The following is a 23616-nucleotide window of genomic DNA, read 5'->3' on the forward strand; positions in this document are numbered from 1 at the left end:
AACCATGGTGAATTACCGCAGGGCGAGAGCGCCGGGTGCTTGCTACTTTCTTACGTTGGTGTTGCAGGACAGAACCGCCGATGTCTTGGTTCGACACGCTGCCCTGCTGCGTGAGGCCTTACGCCATGTGCAGCGACAAAAGCCCTATCGCCTGCCGGCAATAGTCGTGCTGCCGGATCATGTGCATATGCTGATGGCGCTGCCCGAAGACGATGCCGATTTTTCATCGCGTATCCGCATGCTCGAATCGGCGTTCGTGACGGCGTTGCAGGTTCAGCCGGGTAGTTCCATTACCCTCAACGACAAAGGCGAAGCCAATCTCTGGCAGCGGCACTTCTGGGAACACCTGATTCGCGATGAGCAGGACTACGCCGCGCATGTGGATTACATCCACATCAACCCACTGAAACATGGGTTGGTCACACGGGTTCGCGATTGGCCGTTGTCCAGCTTTCACCGTTACGTGCAGCGTGGCACGTTACCCATCGATTGGGCGGGAGGAGGCGAGCAGGCGGTGAGTCGGGCGGGGGAGTGAGGGCGCTCCCGGATTGCATCCGGGCTACAAGAGCAATCCGGGTTTGATGTCTGGTGAATCATCGACCCGTAGCCCGGATGAAATCCGGGGTGGATACCCAACGAAGCAGTAATCCGTGGATTGCTGCTCAGCGAATCAGTCCACTGAGTAGCCACAGGCCGAGAAACAGCCAGATAAGCCCACCGATGATCGAACGGCGCATAAAAGCGCGCACGGCGGCGTAGAGCAGCAGCAGGCCAATCACCAGCACGGCGATGCCGAGTAATGAAGGGGCAATGCCCAGCGCCTTGGACATACCATCGATAAAGCTGCCGATGGCATTGCCAAACAGGCTGAGAAAGCCGCTCATACCCTCGACGATAAAACGGATCAGTTTGCCAAAGGCCTGGCCGAGCCATTCGAAGAAGCTTTCTACCTGCATGTAAAGGATCCTGTCAGCCGAGCGGTGCAGTGGGTTATTGCCGGCGATCACCGGCGGCAAGGGGCGTTAGTGTGCCATCCCTTGGTCTATCCCGCAGGCGTATCGGCCGGAAACTCGATGTCCGACCTACTGCAGCGCACGGATCAAGCCCACGCCGCCGATTGCTGGCGTCAGGCAGCGGTAGCCCGGATGTAGTCCGGGGAAAGCGTCCACCGCACTCCCGATGCGCAGTCCGTTCGGCGCGCCAGGAGCAAGCAAGGCGGCTTAGCGTCTAGGCTTGGATTGTTTCGGCTGCGTTACGCAGGCGATAGCAGGGCATCGGCAGAATCGGATGCTCGGGGTGTATCTGGAGGGCGGGAAATGGGTGTGCTCCCGGATGGCAGATACGCCAGCCGGGAGCATGTTGCGTGGGCTATTGGCCGTTCAGCAGATCGGCGGCGTTGATCAGCATGGATTGCCCGACCGATACATAGTCTGGCGCGAGCATCGGCGAACCTGATTCCGCGCCGGTCATCGCCAGTTCTTCCTTGCCGCAGGCCTCTAAGGCCGCGGGGACCAGTGCTTCGACCGCACTCAGTACGTTGGGCTGGACAGAGGGCGCCTGGTTGGCCGCGTTCTGAACGCTGGCAAGGTTCGTTGCACAGTGGTCGGCCTGGGCGTAACCGGTTACCACTAATGCTGCAACCGCCCAGAATTGAAGTGGAAGCTTGTTCATGGCTAGTACCTCCTCGGTCAGTCAGGCTAGTTGGTGTTGGCGCAGAGGGCGTAGGTGGTGACGGTGGTTGTCGTATTCCCATTGAGCCGGGTCAGCGTCGCTGTCCAGCTCGTATCGGATAGCGGAAAGCTTTGAATAACCTGCCAAACGGCACCGGTGTTGCTTACGCCGCCGCCAAGCACCTTCTTGGATCCAGAACAGGTTGCCGTACAGCTGACGGAGTCAACGCTGGCAGCGCCACTTGCGCATGTGACTGAGCGGCGCTCCCAGTTGGCCAAGCCAGTTGTCCCAGGATCTCCCCTGTCACCCTTCGCGCCAGCAACACCGATCTCGCCTTGCGGCCCGACCTCGCCCTGGCTGCCTTGCGGTCCCTGAGGTCCGGTGGCACCGGTTTGGCCTTGCGGTCCGACCTCGCCCTGTATGCCTTGCGGTCCCTGAGGTCCGGTGGCACCGGTTTGGCCTTGCGGCCCGNCCCATAGGTCCGGTGGCGCCGGTTTGGCCTTGCGGCCCGGCCTCACCCTGGTTGCCTTGCGGTCCCATAGGTCCGGTGGCGCCGATTTCGCCTTGCGGCCCGACCCCGCCCTGGATTCCTTGTGGTCCGGTGGCGCCTGTCTCTCCTATCGGACCCTGTAATCCGGTATCGCCCTTCTCGCCCTTGGCACGGACGCAGCCTCCGCGACCATTTTCGCAATCCCAGATGCGCTGTTCGAGGGCGCCTACCCCGCCCTTGAGGTTGGCTACGGCATGAGTCACATCATGATCGGCCAGCGCCGCTCCGCTGATGCCGAGCAGCGTGATTGATATAAGGGCAGCAGGCACAGCCGCTGCGGATCTGTGGACAAGCCTGGCCAGTGTCGATCTCGCCACCGGGTACTGCGAATCAACCGGATAACTTTTTTCCATGATCAATGTCCTGTCGAAAGTTGGGAGGAAACTGCTCCACTCGAATCTGCCGAGTTCACCACCGATCGCCCTGATCAGCCTTCCGTGAGGCGAAGTCGTACCAAGGGCTGCCGCCTTCGCGGTAACCTCTGCTGTCGTGTTATGAGAGTGATGCTTGTGTTTGCGTGGCAACTGATCCAGGTGAGCGGCCTACTTGCCCTGATGTCAGTGTGATATTGGTTTAGGTGGGCGGCGATGCCTTGTAAAGGCGCGACCTGAGCGAAAAATCACTTTGTGACAGTAATCCGACGATCGGTTGGTTTCGCGTTTTTCAATTGTGGTTTGACGTCATTCTTATGGCTTGTCGTGGTGGTGGCTGATTGCCGCTAAAGGCTGGATAAATATTTCTATTTCAGGGGGTTAGCCCGTTGAGCAAGTGGCCGGTATGGAGGCGGGCGGCACTGTTCGGCAAGACGCGTCGCCGTTCTTTGCTGGTAGTTGCGTTGCCGCTACTGGTGTTGGCGACGCTGTGGCTGGCCGACCGGTTGTTCCCCTTGCCCCTGCCCGAGGACGACTTGGCCCGCGTGGTACTGGCCGAGGACGGTACGCCGCTATGGCGTTTCGCCGACAGTGACGGTGTGTGGCGTTATCCGGTCAGCCCGGCCGAGGTCTCACCCTATTACCTGGAGGCGCTGCTGACCTACGAAGATCGCTGGTTTTACCGCCATCCCGGAGTCAATCCCCTGGCCCTGGTCCGCGCCACCTGGCAGAACCTCGCGGGCGGGCGGCTGGTCTCCGGCGGCAGCACCCTGTCGATGCAGGTGGCGCGGCTGCTCGACCCGCATTCTCGCTCGCTGCCCGGCAAGCTCAAGCAGCTATGGCGTACCCTGCAGCTGGAGTGGCACCTGTCCAAGGAGGAAATCCTCAGCCTCTATCTCAACCGTGCGCCCTTCGGCGGCACCCTGCAAGGCGTGGCGGCAGCCAGCTGGAGTTACCTGGGCAAGTCGCCGGCCAGCCTGACCCGCGCCGAAGCCGCCCTGCTCGCGGTACTGCCCCAGGCGCCCAGCCGCTTGCGCCCGGATCGCCACCCCGAGCGGGCCCAGGCGGCGCGCGACAAGGTGCTCAGGCGTCTGGCCCGCTTCGAGGTGTGGCCGCAGTCGCGGGTCAAGGATGCCCTGGAGGAAGCGGTGATCCTCGCCCCGCGCCAACAGCCACGGCTGGCACCCCTGCTGGCGCGACGCCTGAACACGGCCGGCAGTCCGCCGCTGATCCGCACCACTATCGATGCCGCCCTGCAAAGGCGCCTGGAGGACTTGCTGCTGGGCTGGCGCGCGCGGTTGCCGGAGCGCACCTCGGCGGCGATTCTGGTGGTCGAGCAGCCGAGCATGGCGGTGCGCGCCTACTTGGGCTCGGTGGACCTCGGTGATGCCCGTCGCTTCGGCCACGTCGACATGGTCAGCGCCCTGCGTTCGCCAGGCTCGACCCTCAAACCCTTTCTCTACGGCATGGCCCTGGATGCCGGCTTGATCCATTCCGAGTCGCTGTTGCAGGACGTGCCACGGCGTTACGGCGATTACCGCCCGGGCAACTTCGCCGCCGGTTTCAGTGGCGCGGTGTCGGCCAGTCAGGCTTTGGCCAGCTCGCTCAATCTACCGGCGGTGCAGTTGCTGGAGGCCTACGGGCCCAAGCGTTTCGCCGGCGAGCTACGCGCGGCCGGCGTGCCCCTGGCCCTGCCGCCGCTGGCCGAGCCTAACCTGGCGCTGATTCTCGGTGGCGCCGGCAGTCGCCTGGAGGAGCTGGTCGGCGGCTACAGCGCCTTCGCCCGCAGCGGCAAGGCCGCGCGCCTGCGTTTCCAGCCGCAAGACCCTCTTTATGAACGGCGCCTGCTGTCGCCCGGTGCCGCCTGGATAGTCCGGCGCATCCTCAGCGGTCAGGCGCGACCGGATCGCGACCCGCGTGCGCAGCTGGTGCAGCGCCCCAGCCTGGCCTGGAAGACCGGCACCAGCTATGGCTTTCGCGACGCCTGGGCGATCGGTGTGGCGCCGCGCTACGTAGTCGGAGTGTGGATAGGCCGACCCGACGGCACCCCGGTGTCTGGCCAATTCGGCCTGGCCTCGGCCGCGCCACTGTTGCTGCAAGTACATGACCTGCTGAGCAACCGCGACAGTCAGCGTGGCCTGGCTGTGCCGGCCGACCCGCAGCCGGCCGAGGTTGGCGTGGCGGCGATCTGTTGGCCTCTGGGCCAGCCGTTGGCCAAGGACGACGATAACTGTCGCCGCCAGCGTTTCGCCTGGACCCTGGACGGCACCACGCCGCCGACCTTGCAGGCGTTGGATCAGCCGCTGGGCCTGGGTTTGCAGGAGAACGTCTGGCTCAACGACAAAGGTCTGCGAGTGGATGCCAGTTGCCCAGGCGCCGAAGCGCAGCGCGTGGCACTGTGGCCGGCCCCCTTGGAGCCCTGGTTGCCCCGTCGCGAGCACCGCAGCACGCGCCTGCCGGCCGTTGACGCCGCCTGCCCACCGCTGCGCGCACCGGTTGCCGCGCCCTTGTCGATTGTCGGCATCCGCGAAGGCGACCGCCTGCGTCGCCCGGCCGGGAGTGCCGAGCCACTACGCTTGCGCCTCTCTGCCCTGGGCGGTAGCGGTCGGCGCTGGTGGTTTATCGATGGTCGACCCATCGATGAAACCGCCAACGAAATCGAGTTCACCCATGTCTTTACGCACAGCGGCCAGTACCAGCTCAGCGTGCTGGATGAGAGCGGGCAGACTGCGCGGCTGGCGTTCAGCGTTGGCGAATGAGGCGCATGGGTTGTCATACGCCTGCTCGTCTCCTTCCAGGCACTGCGCCGTCGGGATTATCTCTACCGGACTGCCGTGCCGGAGCGGACGGTGTCAGCAGGCGTAACCAAAACGCAGTCACACCCAAGCCTCAGCCATAGGCCTGCAGCAGCCAGAGCGCCGCCATGCCCACCGCCAGGGTCAACAGGACCTGGCGGGTGCGCCAGGCGACGAATGCGGCCAGGGCGCCGGCCAGCAATCGTTCGTTGCCCAGGGACAGATCGATCGCGCCGTTGACGTTGACCAGGGCCGGTAGCACCAGCGCGGCCATCACTGCCGCCGGCACGAAGCGCAGGGCGCGTTGCAGGTATGCAGGAGGGCTGGCCCGCCCCAACAGCTGGATGAACGACAGGCGCAGGGCGAAGGTGCCGATGCCGATGGCGAGAATGATCAGCCAGGCGGTGCTGCTGGACATGGTCAATCCTCCCCGGTTGGCGAGTTGGTCAGCATGGGAACGGTTTTGGGCGGCTGCAGGGCCTCGACCAGCAGGCCGGCGCCGATGCCGCTGGCGGCTGCCAGAAACAGGCCCAGGTTGTAGGGCAGGCCGGCGGCCGCGACAGCCACTATGCCACCGGTAACGGCGGCGGCCAGGGTCGCCCGGTCGATGATTGAGGGGATCAACAGCACCAGGAAAGACAGTGGAATGGTGAAGTCCAGCGACCAGCTCGCGGGTACCCCGGCGCCGAGGAAGATCCCGGCGGCGCAGGCCCCCACCCAGGTCAGCCACATCGGCAGCGCCGTCCCCAGGTAATACAGGTGCTTGGCCGGGGCCTGAGGGTCGAGGGTATAGCGGGTGATGCTCAGCGCATAGGCCTGGTCGGTGAGCAGGTAGGCCATGGGCCAGCGCCAGCGCCAGTTCAGACCCTGGAAGTGAGGCGCGATCGAGGCGCTGTACATGGTGAAACGCAGGTTGATGACCAGAGCGGTGAGGATGACCACCAGCGACAAGGTATCGACACTCATCAACTGGGCGGCCACCAGCTGCGCCGAACCGGCGAAGATGACGACCGACATGGCCAGTGCGGCACTGGGTGACAACCCCGCGTCGATGGCGGCGATACCGGCGATCATGCCGAATGGAATCATCCCCGGAAGCAGTGGTGCGACCGCCTTGGCCCCGGCGCTGAAGGCCGGGTGTGCTGTAAGGGCCATGGAGTCTCCTGACTATGCCTGTCTGTATGTGCATGGCGGGGCAGGTGTCGGCGCCCCAAACGGCGAAATTGACTAATTGAGCTAGCCACACAAGCCACTAGGTTCAGCCAGACCGCCGGCACAAGCTTAATGCGCCGGTCGCATCGCGGGTGTTCCATTCACGACCCTGAAATGTACCCGGCCAAGTCAGTCGCCGTCCCCCCTTAGACCAACTGTGCAGCCCGATTAAGCCCGGACTGTATTGGCGGCTGCATGCCCGCGAATGTTTTTATAAAGGCTTTCTCGCCCGTCCTGGAGTCAGCGGCATGTCACCGAAAGATTTGTGCCTCGCCGTGGTGGTGATCGTGGCCTGGGGCCTGAATTTCGTGGTCATCAAGGTCGGGCTGGACGGTGTGCCGCCGATGCTGCTCGGGGCGCTGCGTTTCACCTTGGCGGCGCTGCCGGCGATCTTCTTCATCAAGCGTCCCGCGCTGCCGTTGCGCTGGTTGCTGGCCTATGGCTTGACCATCTCGCTGGGTCAGTTCGCTTTCCTGTTCTCGGCGATGGCGGTCGGCATGCCGGCGGGGCTGGCGTCATTGGTGCTGCAGTCCCAGGCCTTCTTCACCCTGTTCCTGGCGGCGTTGCTGCTCGGCGAACGACTGCGCGCGAGTAATCTGCTCGGTCTGCTGGTCGCTGCCTCCGGACTGCTGCTGATTGGCCTGCAGAGTGGCGGGGCGATGACCCTGGCCGGTCTTGCGCTGACTATCTGTGCGGCGGCCATGTGGGGCATGGGCAATATCATCACCAAAAAAGTCGGTCGGGTCGATCTGCTCGCGCTGGTGGTGTGGGGCAGCCTGATTCCGCCGCTGCCGTTTTTCGCCTTGTCCTGGCTGCTGGAGGGCCCGGCGCTGATCGAGAGCTCCCTCAGAGGCATCGGTCTGTCCTCGATTCTGGCAATCGTTTACCTGGCCTTTGTGGCGACCTTGCTCGGTTACGGCTTGTGGAGTCGCCTGTTGTCGCGCTACCCGGCCAGCCAGATTGCGCCGTTCTCGATGCTGGTGCCGGTGATCGGGCTGAGTTCGTCGGCGTGGCTGCTCGACGAACAACTGAGCCAACTGCAAATGGCCGGGGCGCTGCTGGTCATGGTCGGGCTGCTGGTCAACGTGTTCGGCGCGCGGCTGTTCGGCCGCTTCCTTCAGGTGCAAGGCCGGCCTTTGTAACCTGCGCCCTCGGCGGGTGCCGCGAAAGGCTGCACAGGGGCGATCAGCCCGGACTGATGTGCGGCAGCGCTTGGACGCCAGGGCCGGGCTGTCTTACCCTTCTATCCAGACGCTGTTTAGTGCCGCGCCCGCCATCACTGCTCACGAGGTCATCCATGTCTCTGCTCTCTCGTTGCCAACGCCTGTTGTTGCCCTTGTTCGCCGGTTCGCTGTTCGGTCTGGGCAGTGCTTTCGCTGCCGAGCCGGTGGTGGTGTCGTCGAAGATCGATACCGAAGGCGCGGTGCTCGGGAATTTGATCGCCCAGACGCTGGCGCGCGGCGGAGTGCCGGTGACCGAGCGGATTCAGTTGGGCGGCACCAGCATCGTGCGCACGGCGTTGATTGCCGGTGAGATCGACATCTACCCGGAGTACACCGGTAACGGCGCGTTCTTCTTCGACCTCGGCGACAGCCCGGTGTGGAAGGATGCGGCCAAGGCCTACGCTACGGTCAAGCAGCTGGATCAGGAGCAGAATCAGCTGGTCTGGCTACAGCCTGCCAACGCCAATAACACCTGGGCCATGAGTGTGCGCGGGGACCTGGCGCGGGCCAACCAGTTGGCCACCCTGGATGACCTGGCCCGTTACCTGAAGTCCGGCGGCGAGTTCAAGTTCGCCGCCAGCGCCGAGTTCGTCGAGTCGCCCAGTGCCTTGCCGGCCTTCCAGGCGGCCTATGGCTTCAGCCTGAGCCCAGAGCAGCTGGTGATTCTCTCCGGCGGCAACACCGCCGCCACCCTGCGCGCCGCGGCGCTGCAGACCAATGGGGTGAATGGCGCCATGACGTATGGCACCGACGGTGGTCTGAGCGCCTTGGACTTGCAGGTGCTGGAGGATACGCGCGGCGTGCAGCCGGTGTATCAGCCGGCGCCGCTGGTACGCGCCGACACCCTGAAAGCCTACCCGCAGATAGAAAGCCTGCTGGCGCCGGTGTTTGCCGCGCTGAACCTGCAGGTGCTGCAAAAACTGAATGCCGAGGTGGCGGTCAATGGTGCCGATCCGCGTCTGGTGGCCACGGCCTTTCTGGATAGCCTGAAGCCCTAAGCCCGCACGCTCATGCGGCTGCTATCGAGCGCGAGCAACCGGGTGGTGCTGACCCTGGTCACGCTGGCCATTGGCAGCCTGCTGCTGGGCGACTTCGCCAGCGTGCAGGCCAATCGCATCGTGCCCGGCAGCGGCTTCGGGCTGTTTGCCGCCCTGGGCTCAGCCTGGGCCGTAGCGCTGTTGGCGGCGCTGGTGACGCTTGCGGCGCTGGCGCTGCACCCCTCGCCGGCAGGCTATCGCGGCATGCTGCTGTTGATCAGCCTGCTGTTGCTGCAATGGCCGGCGAGCCTGGCCTGGTTCATCCATACGCAGATTCCAGCTGATCAAGCCCAGGCGCGCGCCGGACTGGCGACGGGCTGCTGGAGCCTGCTGTTTTTCGCCCTGTTGCTGCTGATCGAGGTGCGCCAGCGCCTGGCGCCTGCTGCTGGCTGGTGGCGCCTGGGCCCGCTGGGGTTGTTGCTGGTCACGGGATTATTGATCTACAGCGGTTATCTGGAGCCGCTGGCTTTGTTGCGCGAGTACAGCAGCCGTAGCGCGCAGTTCTGGCAGGCGTTGCGCGGGCACTTGGGCCTGGTTGGCGGCGCCCTGGGTTTCAGCCTGCTGTTCGGTGTGGCCCTGGCCTTGCTGATCCGTCGCCAGCCGCAGTTGCAGCGCTCGGTGTTCGGTGTGCTGAATTTCTTCCAGACCATCCCCAGCCTGGCCCTGTTCGGTCTGTTGATCGCGCCGCTCAGCTACCTGGCGGCGCACTCGCCGTTGCTGCAGCAACTGGGTATTCGCGGCATCGGCTGGGCGCCGGCACTGCTGGCGTTGGTTGCCTACAGCCTGCTGCCGATCGTACGTAACACCAGTGTGGCCCTGCAGGCGGTGGCGGCCGAGGTGATCGAGTCGGCGCGCGGCATGGGTATGAGCCCGTGGCAGGTGTTCAGCCAGGTGCGCCTGCCACTGGCCCTGCCGGTGATTCTCGAAGGCATGCGCATCACCAGCATCCAGGCCATCGGCCTGACCGCGGTGGCGGCGTTGATCGGCGCCGAGGGCTTCGGCAGTTTTATCTTTCAGGGCCTGGGTCAGGGCGCCATGGATCTGGTGTTGCTCGGCGCGCTGCCGACCATCGTCCTGGCGTTGCTCGCCGATGCGCTGTTCAGTGCCCTGGCCCGTTATTTTCAGCCTGGAGTGGGCTGAGTGAACGGCCGAGTTCAGCCTGGAGGGGCAGCATGAGTGCACGACCGATGATCGAGCTGGACAACGTCAGTCGCTTGTTCGAAGGCGTGGCGGCGGTGGACGGGATCTCCCTGCGGATCGACAGCGGCGAAATCTGCGTGATAGTCGGCACCTCGGGTTGCGGCAAGTCCACCACCCTGCGCTTGCTCAACAAGTTGATCGATTGCTCCAGTGGCGATATCCGTATCGACGGGCAAGCCATCGCCCAGCTGGATGCCCAGCGGCTGCGTCGGCGCATGGGCTATGCGATCCAGAACACCGGGCTGTTTCCGCACTGGACGGTGGCGCGCAATATCAGCGTGGTGCCGCGCCTGCTGAATTGGCCGACTGAGCGCATCGAGGCGCGGGTGCATGAGCTACTGGAGCTGCTGGGCTTGCCCCACGCCGACTTCGCCCACAAGTTTCCCAGCCAGCTGTCCGGTGGCCAGGCCCAGCGGGTCGGGGTGGCGCGGGCGCTGGCCGGCGACCCGGATATCCTGCTGATGGACGAACCCTTCGGCGCGCTCGACCCGATCACCCGCGACAGCCTGCAGAACGAACTGCTGCGCATCCAGTCGCGGATCCACAAGACCATCGTCTTCGTCACCCACGACATCGACGAGGCGCTCAAGCTGGCGACGCGCATCGTGGTCATGGACCAGGGCCGCATCGTCCAGCACGACACCCCGGTCAACCTGCTGAATCACCCGGCCAATGCCTTTGTCGAGAGCCTGCTCGGCCAGGGCGAGCGCGGCCTCAAGCGCGCCAGCCTGCAGCGGGTCGCCGAGCGCATGCTGCCGTTGCAGGGCACGCCACCGGCCTTCTCGGTTGCTGCTCAGGACAGCCTGCGTCAGGCCCTGTCGCTGATGCTCTGGCACCGTGTCGGCGAACTCTGTGTGCGCGATAACGAGGGTCGTGCGGTCGGGCTGTTGCCGATCAGCGCGTTGCTGCACGGCGCGACGGCATGACGGCAGGGTTATCCGGGTTGAGGCCCTGGCTGGCGCCGCTGGCCTGGTCGCTGCTGTTGCTGGCGGCAGTGCTCGGCATGGCCGAACTGGAGGCGCTGTTCCGGCAGATTCAGCCGGGCACGGGGGCGGTCATCTACCAGCGCGACAGCTTTGCCCAGCTGCTGCTTAATCACCTGCTGATCGTCGGCGTGGCAGCGCTGGTGTCGGTCAGCCTGGGTGTGGCGGCGGGGATTCTGGCGACCCGCGCCTGGGGCCGGGACTTCCTGCCGCTGGTCAGCCAGGTCGCCTCCATCGGCCAGACCTTCCCTCCGGTCGCAGTGCTGGCGCTGGCGGTGCCGCTGCTCGGTTTCGGCAGCCTGCCGACCATCGTCGCGCTGGTGCTCTACGGTCTGCTGCCGGTACTGCGTAATACCCTGGCCGGTTTGCAGGGCGTGCCGCCGGCGGTGCTGGAAGCCGCGCAAGGCATGGGTATGGCGCCGCGGCAGGTGTTGTTCGAGGTGGAGCTGCCACTGGCGGCGGCGGTAATTTTTGCCGGTATCCGCACCACGGTGACAGTGACCATCGCCACCGCGGCAATTGGCTCGACCATCGGCGCCAGTACCCTGGGCGATCCGGTGATCGCCGGGTTGGTCAATGGCAACACCGCCTATGTGCTGCAGGGGGCGCTGTTGATCGGCTTGCTGGCCGTCAGCGTCGACAGCGGCTTCGAGCGCTTGCAGCAACTGATTGCCGAGCGTCAGGGCCTCTGACGAGAGAGGCGCACGGGCGGGGGCGCTCCAGCCTTTGGCCAGACCGAGTCGGCTAACCCGTGCTCAGGGTAGGCGCATAACTGCCGTTGGTCGGCTTGAGGCCTGGTTGTTGATGGTCGTGCTCAAGGGTCTGACTCCTGAGTCGATAAGTGAGTGGAATTGCCAGTAGTTGTGTGAACAGTTTTGTATACAATTATCGGCTCGACACTCTGAGAACAACAACAGGAGACTCTCCATGCGCCTCTGGCAACGTAGCATTCAATGGCAGTTGATCCTCAGCATGGGCGCGGCCCTGCTCGCCAGCATCCTGATCGTGGTGGGCATTTATTCGGCGGTGGTCAATCGCCTGACCGAGCGCTACTTGGTCGAGGAGGCATTGCCGGCGCGGGTGCTGGCGATCCGTAACGATCTGGAACGGGTGCTTGCCGCGCCAATTACCGCCAATGCCGGGATTGCCGAGAACAGCCTGGTGCAGGATTGGTTGGCCGCAGGCGAGGATCCGGAGCGGCGCGATGAGTTCGCCCGCTACCTGGAGGGGGTGCGCGTTCAGCAGAACGCCATGACCACCTCGATTGCCGTATTGGCGAGCGGCAACTACACCACCGGCGCCGGTCTGGTGCGCACGATCAACCGTAACCAGCCGGAGAACCAGTGGTTCTATAAACTGGTCGATAGCAATCGCGACCAGGTGCTGGAGATAGACATCGACAAGGGCACGCGCCTGCCGACGCTGTTCATCAACCAACGGATCAAGCGCGACGGCAAGACCCTGGGGGTGTCCGGCTTGGGCTTCAGCCTCAAGGCGATGTCGGAAATGATCCGCGACTTCCGGTTCGGTGAGCAGGGCCAGGTGTTTCTGGTCGATGGGCAGGGCAATATCAAGGTCCATCCGCAGGCCGAGATGAATGGCAGTGGGCGCCTGTCGCAATTGTTGGGCGAAGCCCCTGCGGTCGAGTTGCTCGGCGCCGCGGGCAAGGTCGTACGCTTCGAGCGCGACGGGGAAACGTATCTGGCCCTGGCGCAGCAGTTCAACAGCCTGGACTGGCTGCTGGTCAGCGAGGTGCCTGAGGCGGAAATCTATGCCGAGGCGCGCCAGGCGCTGCTGATGAGCAGCCTGATCGGCGTCGGCGTGGCCCTGGTGTTCCTCTGTCTGGTGGTGTGGCTGGCCCGTGGTCTGGTCAGGCCGATCCGTCAGGTGACTGCCGCACTGGTCGAAATCGGTGGCGGTGGCGGTGACCTGACCCGCCAGCTGGACGAGTCGCGGGCCGATGAACTGGGCGATCTGGCGCGTGGCTTCAACCGCTTTATCGGCAGCCAGCGCAGCCTGATCGGCGAGGTGCTGGCCACCAGCGAACGTCTGCGCAGTGCGGTAGGCCAGGTCGCTCAGGTGGTCGAGAACACCGCCGGGCGCTCCGGCCAGCAGCAGGAGATGACCGATATGGTCGCCACGGCGGTGCATGAAATGGGCCTGACCGTGCAGGAAATCGCCCGCAACGCCAGCAGTGCCGCCGATGCCTCGCACAGCGCCCGCGATGAGGCTCAGCGAGCTGGGCTGGTGGTTGGTCAGTCGATTGAGCATATCGAACGGATGTCCACCGACATTGGCGGCGCGGCCGCGGCGGTCAGCGAGCTGGCCGAGCAGGTGGCGTCAATCGATCAGGTGCTGGCGGTGATCCGCGGGATTTCCGAGCAGACCAATCTGCTGGCGCTGAATGCGGCCATCGAGGCCGCGCGTGCCGGCGAGCTGGGCCGCGGCTTTGCCGTGGTGGCCGACGAGGTGCGTACCCTGGCCAGCCGGACTCAGGCCTCCACCGATGAAATCCAACAGATGATCCTGCGCTTGAAGCAGGGCGCGGACACGGCGGTCAGCTCGATGCATGCCGGGCAAGCGGCGACCAGCACGGGGGTCGAGGCCAGCCAGCGTACGGGGCAGTCGCTTGGCGCGATTACCACCCAGGTGGAAAGCATCAGCGACATGAATACCCAGGTGGCGGCGGCGACCGAGGAGCAGTCGTCGGTGACCGAAGAAATCAACCGCAACGTGCAGGGCATCGCCGACCTGGCCCATGCCACTGCCGCCGAGGTGCGTGCCTGCCGCGCGGATTGCCAGACCCTGAGTGGCTTGGCCGATGACCTTGCCGGGCAGATGGGTCGGTTCAGGCTCTAAGCGATCAGCACAGACCAGTCGCAGTCGCGAGTGGTCTGTGCGTCGGCTGGGTGCTGCAACCTCTTCTGCTCGAAGAGTGGCAACCATAGGCGCCTACTGGGTTTCTGCGCGTGGGCGGGTCATTCTGCCAGCTCCAAGCGATTACGGCCGTTGGCTTTGGCCCGATACAGCGCGTCGTCGATGCGTTTGTAGAAGCTCTCGGTCGAGTCATCGCTCAGCGGCAGGTAACTGCCCACCCCCAGGCTACAGGTCAGCGGCAGGGCCTGGTCATGCAGTTGCAGGGGGTGGCAGACCAGATCGTTGCGAAAGTGCTCTGCCAGTTGTACGGCCTGCTCCAGCGGGGTGTTGGGCATCAGTACGGCGAACTCCTCGCCGCCAACGCGCATCAGCACATCGCTGTCGCGGCGGAACACCTGGCGCATGCGTTCGGCAAAGGCGTGCAGGCAGAGGTCGCCGGCACTGTGGCCGAAGCGGTCGTTGACCTGCTTGAAGTAGTCGATGTCCATCAGGATCAGCGACAGCGGGCTGTTCTGCCGGCGCGCATTTGCCTGCCAGCTGGGTAAAAGTGAATTGAATTGCAGGCGATTGCCCAGCGCGGTCAGCGCGTCGGTGCGACTGAGCTCCTCCAACTCTTCGCTGTGTTGAATCAGGCGCAGCTCACGCTTGAGTCCGATACGGTATTCACGGTTCCAGCGATAGAGAAACAGCCCCAGGTAACCCAGGTAGATCGCCAGAGCCACGGATTCGCCAATTTCGCTGGTGCCCTGCTGGTACTTGACCACATTGCTGGGCAGGTAAACCAGGAGTATCGCCAGGGCGCAGGGCAGCATGCGCATGGGGTAGGTGAAGGCGAGGGCAGTACTGAACACCACCACGATCAGCATGACCAGAAAGTGCGAGGCAACTATATCCGGGTGATACAGGATGCCCGCCAGCATCAGGCCCCAGGCCAGTGAGTGCAGGAGGATGATCGTCCATTGCAGCCTCAGCCAGTGTTGCAGCTGGGCCGCCACCTGCTGTTTGCAGGGACGGCTGAAGTTGCGCAGGAAGAAGAAGGTCAGCAGCACAACGCTACCGCCGCCCCAGACCCAGAGATTCTGCCAGGGTTGGGCGCTGGTCAGCCACAGCAGCGCCCAGGTCAGCAGGTAGTAATAGCCGGCGAACCGGGAGCGAATATACACATCGTTGACTTCGCGCCAGAGCGGGAAACACGAGCTGGAAATGGCGGGGGGCTCGGCTGGCATGAACTGCAGACTCCAGGGATCACTCGTTTAGCCTAGCGGAATGATGGCATTTTGGTATGCCTGATAGGTGCAGGCGTCAGCTGGATGAGCGGCGGCTGGCGGGTCAACGCGCCGGTGCCACGCCTGGCTCACGCCACGGACGCCAGGATCAGGCAGTTGCGTCCGGCACCCTTGGCCCGGTACAGCGCGTCGTCGACACGCTTGAAGAAGGCTTCGGCACTGACGTCGCGGTTCTTGTCGAAGCAACCGACCCCCAGGCTGGTGGTCAGCGGCAGGTTCTGCCCGTGTACGCTGAAGCCGTGTTGCTCCAGTTCCAGGCGGAAGCTTTCGGCCAGCAGGTGAGCCTGTTCCAAGGTGGTGCCGGGCATCAGTACGCCGAACTCTTCACCGCCCAGACGCAGCAATGCATCGCTGTCGCGGCGGAAGACCTGGCGCATCAGTTCGGCAAAGGCGCTGAGGCAGGCGTCGCCGCAGGCGTGGCCGTGGGCATCGTTGACCTGCTTGAAATAGTCGATATCCAGCAGCACCAAAGAGAGCGAATTACTCTGCCGCTGAGCGTTGGCAACCATCGCCGGAAACAGGCTGTTGAAGTGATAGCGGTTGCCCAGCTGGGTCAGGCTGTCGGTACGGCTGAGCAATTCCAGGTTTTCCTGCTGTTCGAGCAGTTTCAGTTCCAGGGTCAGGGTGTTGCGATACTCGCGGTGGCTGCGATTGAGCGCGAGGAGCAGGTAGCTCAGGTAGAACGCCAGGGTGATCAAGGTGGCGCGCTGTTCGTTCCACAGCAGCGTCAGGGCGAGCAGGCCCGGCAGATACAGCAGCAGCAAGGCGAGGTAGGCATGGCCCTTGCGCATCGAGAAGTTGAAGGCCAATGCAGTGCTGAAGGCGATGGTACTGAGGGTGGCGATGAGGCGCGAGTCGCTGAACAGCGGATCGTGCAGTACCCAGGCATGGGTGAACCCCCAGGCCAGTGCCGTCAGCAGGATCAGCGCCCAGTGCCGGTCGAGCCAGGTACGCAGCGCTTGTGGGGCTTGTTCGGCCGGTAGTCGGTTGAGCAGACGCAGGGTCAGCATCAGGGTGAAGAAACCTACTCCGGCCAGGCCCCATTCGAGCATTTCTACCGGCGCGGCGCTGAACAGCCAGGTGAGCAGCCAGGCGAGCAGGTAATAGGCGCCGCCCAGTCGGGTGCGCAGACTGGTGTCCTGGGCTTCTCGCCAGAGGGCGAAGGTCTCTGGCTGGCGGGGTAACTCGGTGTCGGCCATGAGCGTGTGATCACAAAGACAACTGGGTTAAAGCATAGTGCTTCTGCCAGAGGGAAATTGACAGTCCAGTTGCGACCCGCTCTGGCCCGCATGGCGCGGGCCTGGGGTTCGGGCTGTTAGCGCAGGATCAACAGCGGACCAGTGCTGGACCGCAGCAGGTGGCTGGTGGTGCTGCCGACCAGAAACTGGCGAATCCGCGAGTGGCCGTAGGCGCCCATCACCAGCAGATCGATGTCGTGCTCGGCCTGATAGGCGTGCAGGCTCGATTCGACCTCGCCGGCGCATAGCGCGATGTGCACTTCGCTGGCCGATTCCTGCAGGACCCGCTGGGCGGACTTGAGCTGTTCCCAGGCCTCGTCGCTCTCGCTGCCAACCATCACCAGATGACAGACCAGTCCCTTGAGCAGTGGACTGGCGGCGATCATCTCGATGCTTTTGCGTGCGGTGGCGCTGCCGTCGAAGGCGAACAGGTAGCTCTGTGGCGCCTTGAACTCGCCGCAGCTGACCAGCACAGGGCGCTGCAGGGTACGGATGACGTTCTCCAGGTGGCTGCCGATGTGCTGGCCGAGGCTGGCACTGGCCTCGCCCTGGCGACCGATTACCAGCAGGCGGATGTCTTCTTGCAGTTCGCCCAGGCTGTCGACCAGGTCGCCGTGACGCTGACGCAACTGCGCATTATCGACCCCGGCGGCAGTGGCGCGCGCCTTGGCCGACTCGAGCATCAGGTGACCCTGCTCCAGGGCCAGCTTGCTGCGCTTCTCATCCAGGGCCGCCAGCTCATCGAGCAGGTGCTCGCGACTGCCCAGGCCGATGGCGCCACTCAGGTCGCTCGGCTGTGGGTACTGGGCGTGATCCAGCACATGCAGCAGACTCAGCGGCGCCTGCAGGCGCAGGCTGGCCCAGGCCGCGTAGTCGCATACGGCGGGAGCGGCGGGGGAACCGTCGATACAGGCGAAGACATGCGGCATGGGTGTTCTCCTTAACAGGCTGTTGAAAAATGTAGCGAGCGACGGCTAGGGCCGTACCCGTTCCCTACGGGTAACGGCATTTCCCACATCCATGTGGGTCACAAGGCGAAAGCGGCCGCAACGTAGCGAAGCGGAGTAACAGCCGCAGGCTGGCCCATAGGGCGAACGTAGTGAGTCAAAAGAGCAGTTTACGCGTTGTAAATGAGCATTTTTAGGCCGCTTTCAACGCCGCTTAGCCTAGCGCAGTAGTTTTGCAACGGCCTGTTAGTGGTCCATCAGGCTGTCGACGGCATCGGGCTTATCGTGCACGCCAAAGCGGTCGACGATGGTGGCGCTGGCCTGGTTGAGGCCGAGCACTTCGACCTCGGTGCCCTCGCGGCGCAGCTTGAGTACCACCTTGTCCAGGGCGGCGACCGCGGTGATGTCCCAGAAATGTGCGCGGGACAGGTCGATGACGACCTTATCAAGCGCTTCCTTGAAATCAAAGGCAGCGGTGAACTTGTCCGCGGAGGAGAAGAACACCTGGCCGACCACGCGGTAGGTGCGCAGGCTGCCATCGTTATCGACTTCGGAGTCGACGTACAGGAAGTGACCGATCTTGTTGGCGAAGAACATCGCCGCCAGCAGCACGCCGACGAACACCCCGTAGGCCAGGTTGTGGGTATAGACGGTGACCGCGACGGTAGCGAGCATGACGATGTTGGTCGACAACGGGAAGCTCTTCAGGTTGCGCAGCGAGTCCCAGCTGAAGGTGCCGATCGACACCATGATCATCACCGCGACCAGCGCGGCCATGGGGATCTGGCTGACCCAATCGCTGAGGAACACCACCATCAGCAGCAGCACCGAGCCGGCCACCAGGCAGGACAGGCGGCCACGGCCGCCGGATTTAACGTTGATCACCGACTGGCCGATCATCGCGCAGCCAGCCATGCCTCCGAGCAGGCCCGAGGCGATGTTGGCCACGCCCTGGCCCTTGCACTCGCGGTTCTTGTCGCTGCTGGTGTCGGTCAGGTCGTCGACTATGGTCGCGGTCATCATCGACTCGAGCAGGCCGACCACCGCCAGCGCGGCGGCGTAGGGGAAGATGATCGCCAGGGTCTCGAGGTTCAGCGGCACTTCGGGCCAGAGGAAGATCGGCAGGGTGTCCGGCAGCTCGCCCATGTCGCCGACGGTGCGGATATCCAGGCCGAGGTACATGGCCACGGCAGTCATGGACAGGATGCACACCAGCGGCGAGGGGATCAGCTTGCCGATCTTGGGCACATAGGGGAACAGGTAGATGATGCCCAGGCCCGCGGTGGTCATGGCGTAGACGTGCCAGGTGACGTTGGTCAGCTCCGGCAGCTGGGCCATGAAGATCAGGATCGCCAGGGCGTTGACGAAGCCGGTGACCACCGAGCGCGAGACGAAGCGCATCAGGCTGCCGAGCTTGAGGTAGCCGGCGCCGATCTGCAGCACCCCGGTGAGCAGGGTGGCGGCCAGCAGGTACTGCAGGCCGTGCTCCTTGACCAGGGTCACCATGACCAGGGCCATGGCCCCGGTGGCGGCGGAGATCATCCCCGGACGACCGCCGACGAAGGCGATCACCACGGCGATGCAGAAGGAGGCGTAGAGGCCGACCTTGGGATCGACTCCGGCGATGATCGAGAAGGCGATGGCTTCCGGGATCAGCGCCAGGGCGACCACCAGACCGGCGAGCACGTCGCCGCGAATGTTGAAGAACCAGGTGTTTTTCAGGCTGTGCAGCATGGCGTGTTCCCGATGGCGATGATCCGCTGGCGCATCGAGTGCGCGGCGGCAGGGGCGAATGTCAGATGAGCAAGGTAGCGCGGTGCAACACGAGTCCGGCGACTTTGGGCCGGTTCGCACACGCAAAAAAGGGCGCACAAACTAACACAGCGGGGCCTGACGCGCACTCGGCTTGGCGGCTTTGGCGCGGCGCGTGGGCAAGCGGGGCGTTAGCCGGAGCAGGTCTTTAGCGGCGCCTGAGCACACCTGCGCAGGCGCTTCAGCCGCGCCGAATCAGCCAGATGCCGACGATGATCAGCAGCAAGCCGCCGAGCTTGCCGAGGCTGATCGGCGCCTCGCGAAAGCCGGCCCAGCCGAAGTGATCGAGCGTCAGCGCCATGCCCAGCTGGCCGGCGAGTACCAGCGCCATCAGCAGTAGGGCGCCGATGCGCGGTCCGGCGAAGGCGGCGATGAAGATGAAAAAGGCGCCGAGCAGACCGCCGCTCCAATGCCACCAGGTCAGGCCCTTGAGGGCGCTGAGGGTAGGGGCCTCGCGCTGCACCAGGACCATTACCAGCAGCGCCAGGCTGCCGACCAGAAAGGAGATCAAGGCGGCGCTGAGAGTGCTGGACACGTGCTTGGCCAGCTGGCCGTTGATCCCCGCTTGCAGCGGCAGGCAGGCGCCGGCGATAAAGGGCAGGGCGAATAACCACCAGATCGGGGCGGGCATGGGCATCTCCAGCAGGGCAAGCGCGCAAGTATGCCGCAAAAGCTGTCTGCACTGTCAGGACTGCTGGCGCCGCTGGTGATTGCGGATACCAGACGTTAACGGGGCGGGTATTGGCTGAGGACCTTGACCACCGTTTCACGCAGCGCCGCGCTGCGCTCGGCCGGACTTGCCTGGCTACTGCGCAGGGTTTGCTCGGCGCTGCCGCGCCATACCAGCTTGCCGTCCTTGCCGTCGAACAGGTCGATCTGCAGGGTGCCGACCTGGTAGTCCACGGTGCGGGTCTCGACATAGGCCGGGCCGCCCCAGACGCCGCCCCACTGATGGCCCCAGCCCGCGCCCCAGCCACCGCCGTAGCCGGTGCTGATCTGCTGCTGGCGGTTATCGACGATCAACCAGGCCTGCACCTTGAGGTCGGCCGGGGTGTTGCCGGGTGCCGGGCGCAAGCCGTGTTGATCCAGTTGCTCGCTGACTGCGGTGCGCAGGCGCTGCTCGGTCAGGTCGCTGTTGATCCGCGGATCGTCGGGGCGGTATTGCACCGCCGGTTCCTGCCAGCTCCAGCTGCGGTAGGCGGCGAAGTCGCGGTTCGGATCGAAGTCGCGATTGAGCTGCGCGGTCTGGCAGGCGCTTAGCAGCAGGGTGGAAAGCAGTAACAGGTGCAGGCGCATGATCGAGCCTCCCGAGATTAAGGTGCCGCAGGCACCGAGCGTTTGAGGCAGAGTTGTGTTCAGTTCGGTGGGTAGTTCTCCAGTGCGCGCTTGAGCGCCGCGCGCAAGGCGTCGGCACGCTCGGCCTGGCTGCCGTCGCTGAGCATCTGCGCGCTGCCGCGCCACACCGCTTGGCCATCGTGGGCGTCAAACAGCTCGATGCCCACCACGACCACCTCTTCTTCATAGGTGCGCACCAGTGGCGTGCTGCCCCACATGCCCAGGTTGTCACCGTAAGGATCATGCCGGTAACCGCTGGCATAGCGGTCGGCGACCTGGCGAATACGCCGCTCCAGGCGCAAGTCGGTGCTGACCCTGAGGTCGGCCGTGCCACCAGCTTGAGCCGGGCGCAGGCCGCGTTGGTCGAGCGCATTGCTCAGCGCTTCCTGCACCAGGGCCGAGCTGGCCCAGGCGCTGCCGGTTGGTAGACGGTCGTTCAGCCAGGCCCAGCGCTGGTAGCGGGAGTAGTCGCGCGGCGCCGCCGGATAGGCGCTGAGGTCCAGCTGATTGGCCGCCTGTGGCGGGGCGGGCGGAATGGGCCTGGAGTCCGCGGTGTAAGGGTTGCTGCTCTGGCAGGCGACCAGTAAGGGCAACAACAGCAGGGGCAAGCTCTTCATCGCATTCTCCGCCAGCGCCTCGCAGCGCCGCTGTGTAGCCCGGATGCAATCCGGGGCTTTGCCAGCTGTACAGGCCAGGTTGGCTCCCCGGCTCACTCCCGGATTGCATCCGGGCTACGCTCACGTCAGTTGTCCTCAGCGTGGCGATGGGCCAACTCCATTTCCAGCTGTGTAGCCCGGACGCAATCCGGGGCTTTGCCGACTTTACAGGCCACCGTGAGTCCCTGACTCAATTCCCGGATTACATCCAGGCTACGGTTATGTCAGTTAACCTTAACGTGGCCGGCAGACCCAGTGCAGGTAGCGACCGAGGCCGGCAAAGCTTGGATGGCGACGGTAGGCCAACTCCATTTCCAATAGGTCGATCAGCTCGGCCTTGAGCTGAAATTCCGGCGGCATGTAGTCGTGAAAAACCCGCACGCCACTCTGACTTTCGACCTGCCAATGGCCGTCGAGTTGCGCCGCCAGCTCGCGCGGGTCGAGCGGCCGCTGCGGCGTCAGGCTCTGCTTTTCGCCGGCGAACTCGGCTTTGCGCAGTTTGCGAAAGTGGCCCTTGAGCAGGTTGCGGTAGATCAGCGCGTCCTTGTTGTAAAAGGCCAGCGACAGCCAGCCCTCGGGCGCGGTGAGCTGATGCAGCACCGGCAGGATGCTGTGCGGCTCGGCCAGCCACTCCAGCACCGCGTGACAGATCACCAGGTCATAGGGCTCGGTGAGCTGGCCGAGCAGGTCCTGCCAGGGCGCCTGGATAAAGGTCGCCGCTTGTCCTGCGGCGGCAAAGCGCTCGCGGGCGCCTGCCAGCATCGGCTCGGCCGGCTCGGCCAGGGTCACCTGGTGTCCGCGTTCGGCCAGCCACAAGGACATATGGCCGAGCCCGGCGCCGACATCCAGCACCCGTAGCGGGCGATCCGGCAGGGCTTCGGCGAGGTCGGCCTGGAGCACCGCCAGGCGAATCGCGCCCTTGGCCCCGCCATAGATTTTCTCGGCGAAGCGGGTCGCTAGTTCATCGAAATGCCGATCGCTCAAGAAAGCCTCCAGTATCTGCTGCGCGACGCAATAGCGGCGTCAGGTCCTTGCTCGAACCTCGCCCTACCGGTCTGTACTGCCTCGGTTCTCGCTGCGGTCCTTCCTGGCTCTCGAGCCGCTCGCGACGATTCTGCAAGCGTTCTCATTTGCTGAAACGCCGTTCGCTGTCGGCCAGCTTGGCCCGTACCGCCTGCTCCATGTCGATCCCCAGTTCGCTGCACATCAGCAGCAGGTAGAGCACGATGTCGCCGACCTCCTGACCGGCATGCGCCAGTTGCTCGGGGGCGAGCTGGCGCGACTGGTCTTCGCTCAGCCACTGGAAGATTTCCACCAGCTCGGCCATCTCCACGCTGGCGGCCATGGCCAGATTCTTCGGGCTGTGAAATTGCCGCCAGTCGTTCTGGTCGCGGATGGCGTGCAGACGGGCGGTGAGTTCGGTGAGGTTCATGGGCAGCTCCTTTCAGCCGCATAGCTTCGGCCGGAAGTCGCCCCCTTGCAAGCCAGCACAGCGACGATCCGCGCGGCATGCCGGCGAAACCCGCGGCGGACAGCTAGTCCAGCGCTCGCCAGCTGCCGGCCATGTGTGCCAGCTCGTCCTGACCGAGCAATTGAAACTGGCCGCTGGGCGCCTTGGCGCTGGCCAGCAAGCTGAGCGAGCTGGGCAGCAGCACCGGCTTCTGGAAGCGAACCTGTACCTGATAACCGGCGCTGGGCAGGCGCTCGCCCAGCTCGGCCAGGGCGCGACCCTTGTTCCACAAGCCGTGGGCGATGGCGCGGGGGAAGCCGAACAGCTTGGCGGTCACGCCGAACAGGTGGATCGGGTTGTAGTCGCCGGCGATTTTCGCGTAACGCCGGCCGATGTCGCTGGGCGCCTGCCAGTGGGCGATGGTGGTCAGCGGCAGTTCGCCCTGCTCCTCGCGTTTGGCCACTGGGCCATCGAGGTGCACGGCGCGGCAGAGGATGCGGCTGTCGCCTTCCCAGAGCAGACCGAGCTGGTCTTGCAGACGGGTGATCAGGCTAAACTGCGCGCCCTTTTCATGGGCCTGCAGGTTCTTCACCTGCACGCTGACCTCGAACGGTCCCAGGCCGCCCAGCGGGCGCAGCACGCGGATCTGATTTTCCAGGTGGACCAGGCCAAGCAGCGGAAAGGGGAAGCGCTGGTCGGTCAGCAACTGCAGTTGCAGGGCGAAGGCCAGCAGATGCGGGTAGGTCGGCGGCAGCAGGCCGTTGTCGGCGAAGCCGCAGATCTGCCGGTAACGCGCCAGGTGCTCGGGGTCGACGCTGATCTGGCAGCGCAGACCATGGCTCGGCAGGGTTTTGCCGGTGACGCCACGGCGGACCAGAGCGCGCGCGAACAGGCCGGGCAGGGCTGGCGGGGCGAGCAGGTCGTGCCAGTCGTGGGTCATGGGTGAACTCCTCTGCGTGAACAAGCCGGGTGG

General features: G+C 64.7%; 22 protein-coding genes and 1 pseudogene. 9 read left to right on the forward strand and 14 right to left on the reverse strand.

Annotated features, from left to right (window positions below):
• Positions 1-4 precede the first annotated feature (4 nt).
• The gene (locus tag TMS3_RS06110) at positions 5-535 is read left to right on the forward strand and encodes an REP-associated tyrosine transposase (protein ID WP_025164373.1); all 531 of its coding nucleotides are present in this window, start codon (positions 5-7) and stop codon (positions 533-535) included.
• A gap of 127 nt (positions 536-662) precedes the next feature.
• Here the strand turns inward: TMS3_RS06110 and TMS3_RS06115 are convergent, their stop codons facing one another.
• Positions 663-956, reverse strand: a complete 294-nt coding sequence (locus TMS3_RS06115; protein ID WP_025164374.1) for a hypothetical protein — start codon at positions 954-956, stop codon at positions 663-665.
• Positions 957-1368: 412 nt separating this feature from the next.
• Complete coding sequence (locus TMS3_RS06120) at positions 1369-1671, reverse strand: hypothetical protein (protein WP_025164375.1); 303 nt, start codon at positions 1669-1671, stop codon at positions 1369-1371.
• A gap of 1343 nt (positions 1672-3014) precedes the next feature.
• Here TMS3_RS06120 and pbpC point away from each other — a divergent pair.
• Entirely contained in the window at positions 3015-5351 is a 2337-nt protein-coding gene (gene pbpC / locus TMS3_RS06125; RefSeq protein ID WP_029866147.1) for a peptidoglycan glycosyltransferase PbpC, read from the forward strand.
• A gap of 130 nt (positions 5352-5481) precedes the next feature.
• Here the strand turns inward: pbpC and TMS3_RS06130 are convergent, their stop codons facing one another.
• Positions 5482-5805, reverse strand: coding sequence for an AzlD domain-containing protein (locus tag TMS3_RS06130; RefSeq protein WP_025164378.1), 324 nt, complete (start codon positions 5803-5805; stop codon positions 5482-5484).
• 2 nt (positions 5806-5807) lie between these two features.
• On the reverse strand, positions 5808-6542 hold the full coding sequence (locus tag TMS3_RS06135) for an AzlC family ABC transporter permease (RefSeq protein ID WP_025164379.1): 735 nt from the start codon (positions 6540-6542) through the stop codon (positions 5808-5810).
• A 305-nt stretch (positions 6543-6847) separates the two neighbouring features.
• Between TMS3_RS06135 and TMS3_RS06140 the strand changes: the two genes are divergently transcribed.
• The 7 genes and pseudogenes from TMS3_RS06140 to TMS3_RS25910 all read left to right on the forward strand — a co-directional run bounded on the left by TMS3_RS06140 (position 6848) and on the right by TMS3_RS25910 (position 13901).
• A complete protein-coding gene (locus TMS3_RS06140) occupies positions 6848-7741 on the forward strand; it encodes an EamA family transporter (RefSeq protein WP_025164380.1) in 894 nt (297 codons plus the stop codon).
• 155 nt (positions 7742-7896) lie between these two features.
• Positions 7897-8820, forward strand: coding sequence for a glycine betaine ABC transporter substrate-binding protein OsmF (osmF, locus tag TMS3_RS06145; RefSeq protein ID WP_025164381.1), 924 nt, complete (start codon positions 7897-7899; stop codon positions 8818-8820).
• Positions 8821-8832: 12 nt separating this feature from the next.
• Positions 8833-9999: an ABC transporter permease gene (locus TMS3_RS06150; protein WP_025164382.1), complete on the forward strand. Its 1167-nt coding sequence runs from the start codon at positions 8833-8835 to the stop codon at positions 9997-9999.
• Positions 10000-10031: 32 nt separating this feature from the next.
• Positions 10032-10985, forward strand: coding sequence for an ABC transporter ATP-binding protein (locus tag TMS3_RS06155; protein ID WP_235576609.1), 954 nt, complete (start codon positions 10032-10034; stop codon positions 10983-10985).
• Between the two features lie 17 nt (positions 10986-11002).
• Positions 11003-11734: an ABC transporter permease gene (locus TMS3_RS06160; protein ID WP_025164384.1), complete on the forward strand. Its 732-nt coding sequence runs from the start codon at positions 11003-11005 to the stop codon at positions 11732-11734.
• A gap of 280 nt (positions 11735-12014) precedes the next feature.
• Positions 12015-13034: pseudogene (locus tag TMS3_RS25905) on the forward strand (cache domain-containing protein); the annotation flags it as partial.
• A gap of 138 nt (positions 13035-13172) precedes the next feature.
• Complete coding sequence (locus tag TMS3_RS25910) at positions 13173-13901, forward strand: methyl-accepting chemotaxis protein (RefSeq protein ID WP_407691605.1); 729 nt, start codon at positions 13173-13175, stop codon at positions 13899-13901.
• A gap of 119 nt (positions 13902-14020) precedes the next feature.
• Here TMS3_RS25910 and TMS3_RS06170 read toward each other — a convergent pair whose 3' ends face one another.
• The 10 genes from TMS3_RS06170 to TMS3_RS06215 form a co-directional block, all read right to left on the reverse strand.
• Positions 14021-15145 carry a GGDEF domain-containing protein gene (locus TMS3_RS06170; RefSeq protein WP_025164386.1) on the reverse strand — a complete coding sequence of 375 codons (1125 nt, stop codon included), beginning with the start codon at positions 15143-15145 and terminating at the stop codon, positions 14021-14023.
• 128 nt (positions 15146-15273) lie between these two features.
• The gene (locus TMS3_RS06175; protein WP_025164387.1) at positions 15274-16404 is read right to left on the reverse strand and encodes a GGDEF domain-containing protein; all 1131 of its coding nucleotides are present in this window, start codon (positions 16402-16404) and stop codon (positions 15274-15276) included.
• Between the two features lie 116 nt (positions 16405-16520).
• Entirely contained in the window at positions 16521-17372 is an 852-nt protein-coding gene (locus TMS3_RS06180; RefSeq protein WP_025164388.1) for a universal stress protein, read from the reverse strand.
• Between the two features lie 264 nt (positions 17373-17636).
• The gene (locus TMS3_RS06185) at positions 17637-19124 is read right to left on the reverse strand and encodes a SulP family inorganic anion transporter (RefSeq protein ID WP_025164389.1); all 1488 of its coding nucleotides are present in this window, start codon (positions 19122-19124) and stop codon (positions 17637-17639) included.
• 259 nt (positions 19125-19383) lie between these two features.
• A complete protein-coding gene (locus tag TMS3_RS06190; protein ID WP_025164390.1) occupies positions 19384-19833 on the reverse strand; it encodes a DMT family transporter in 450 nt (149 codons plus the stop codon).
• Between the two features lie 95 nt (positions 19834-19928).
• Complete coding sequence (locus TMS3_RS06195; RefSeq protein WP_025164391.1) at positions 19929-20501, reverse strand: DUF4136 domain-containing protein; 573 nt, start codon at positions 20499-20501, stop codon at positions 19929-19931.
• A 56-nt stretch (positions 20502-20557) separates the two neighbouring features.
• Positions 20558-21154, reverse strand: a complete 597-nt coding sequence (locus TMS3_RS06200) for a DUF4136 domain-containing protein (protein ID WP_025164392.1) — start codon at positions 21152-21154, stop codon at positions 20558-20560.
• 273 nt (positions 21155-21427) lie between these two features.
• A complete protein-coding gene (locus TMS3_RS06205; RefSeq protein WP_025164393.1) occupies positions 21428-22177 on the reverse strand; it encodes a methyltransferase in 750 nt (249 codons plus the stop codon).
• A 142-nt stretch (positions 22178-22319) separates the two neighbouring features.
• Positions 22320-22625, reverse strand: coding sequence for a nucleotide pyrophosphohydrolase (locus TMS3_RS06210; protein WP_025164394.1), 306 nt, complete (start codon positions 22623-22625; stop codon positions 22320-22322).
• Positions 22626-22728: 103 nt separating this feature from the next.
• Positions 22729-23583, reverse strand: a complete 855-nt coding sequence (locus TMS3_RS06215; protein ID WP_025164395.1) for a MaoC family dehydratase — start codon at positions 23581-23583, stop codon at positions 22729-22731.
• Positions 23584-23616 lie beyond the last annotated feature (33 nt).

Origin of the sequence: Pseudomonas taeanensis MS-3, from assembly GCF_000498575.2 — a bacterium.
In the GTDB taxonomy this organism is placed as follows: domain Bacteria; phylum Pseudomonadota; class Gammaproteobacteria; order Pseudomonadales; family Pseudomonadaceae; genus Aquipseudomonas; species Aquipseudomonas taeanensis.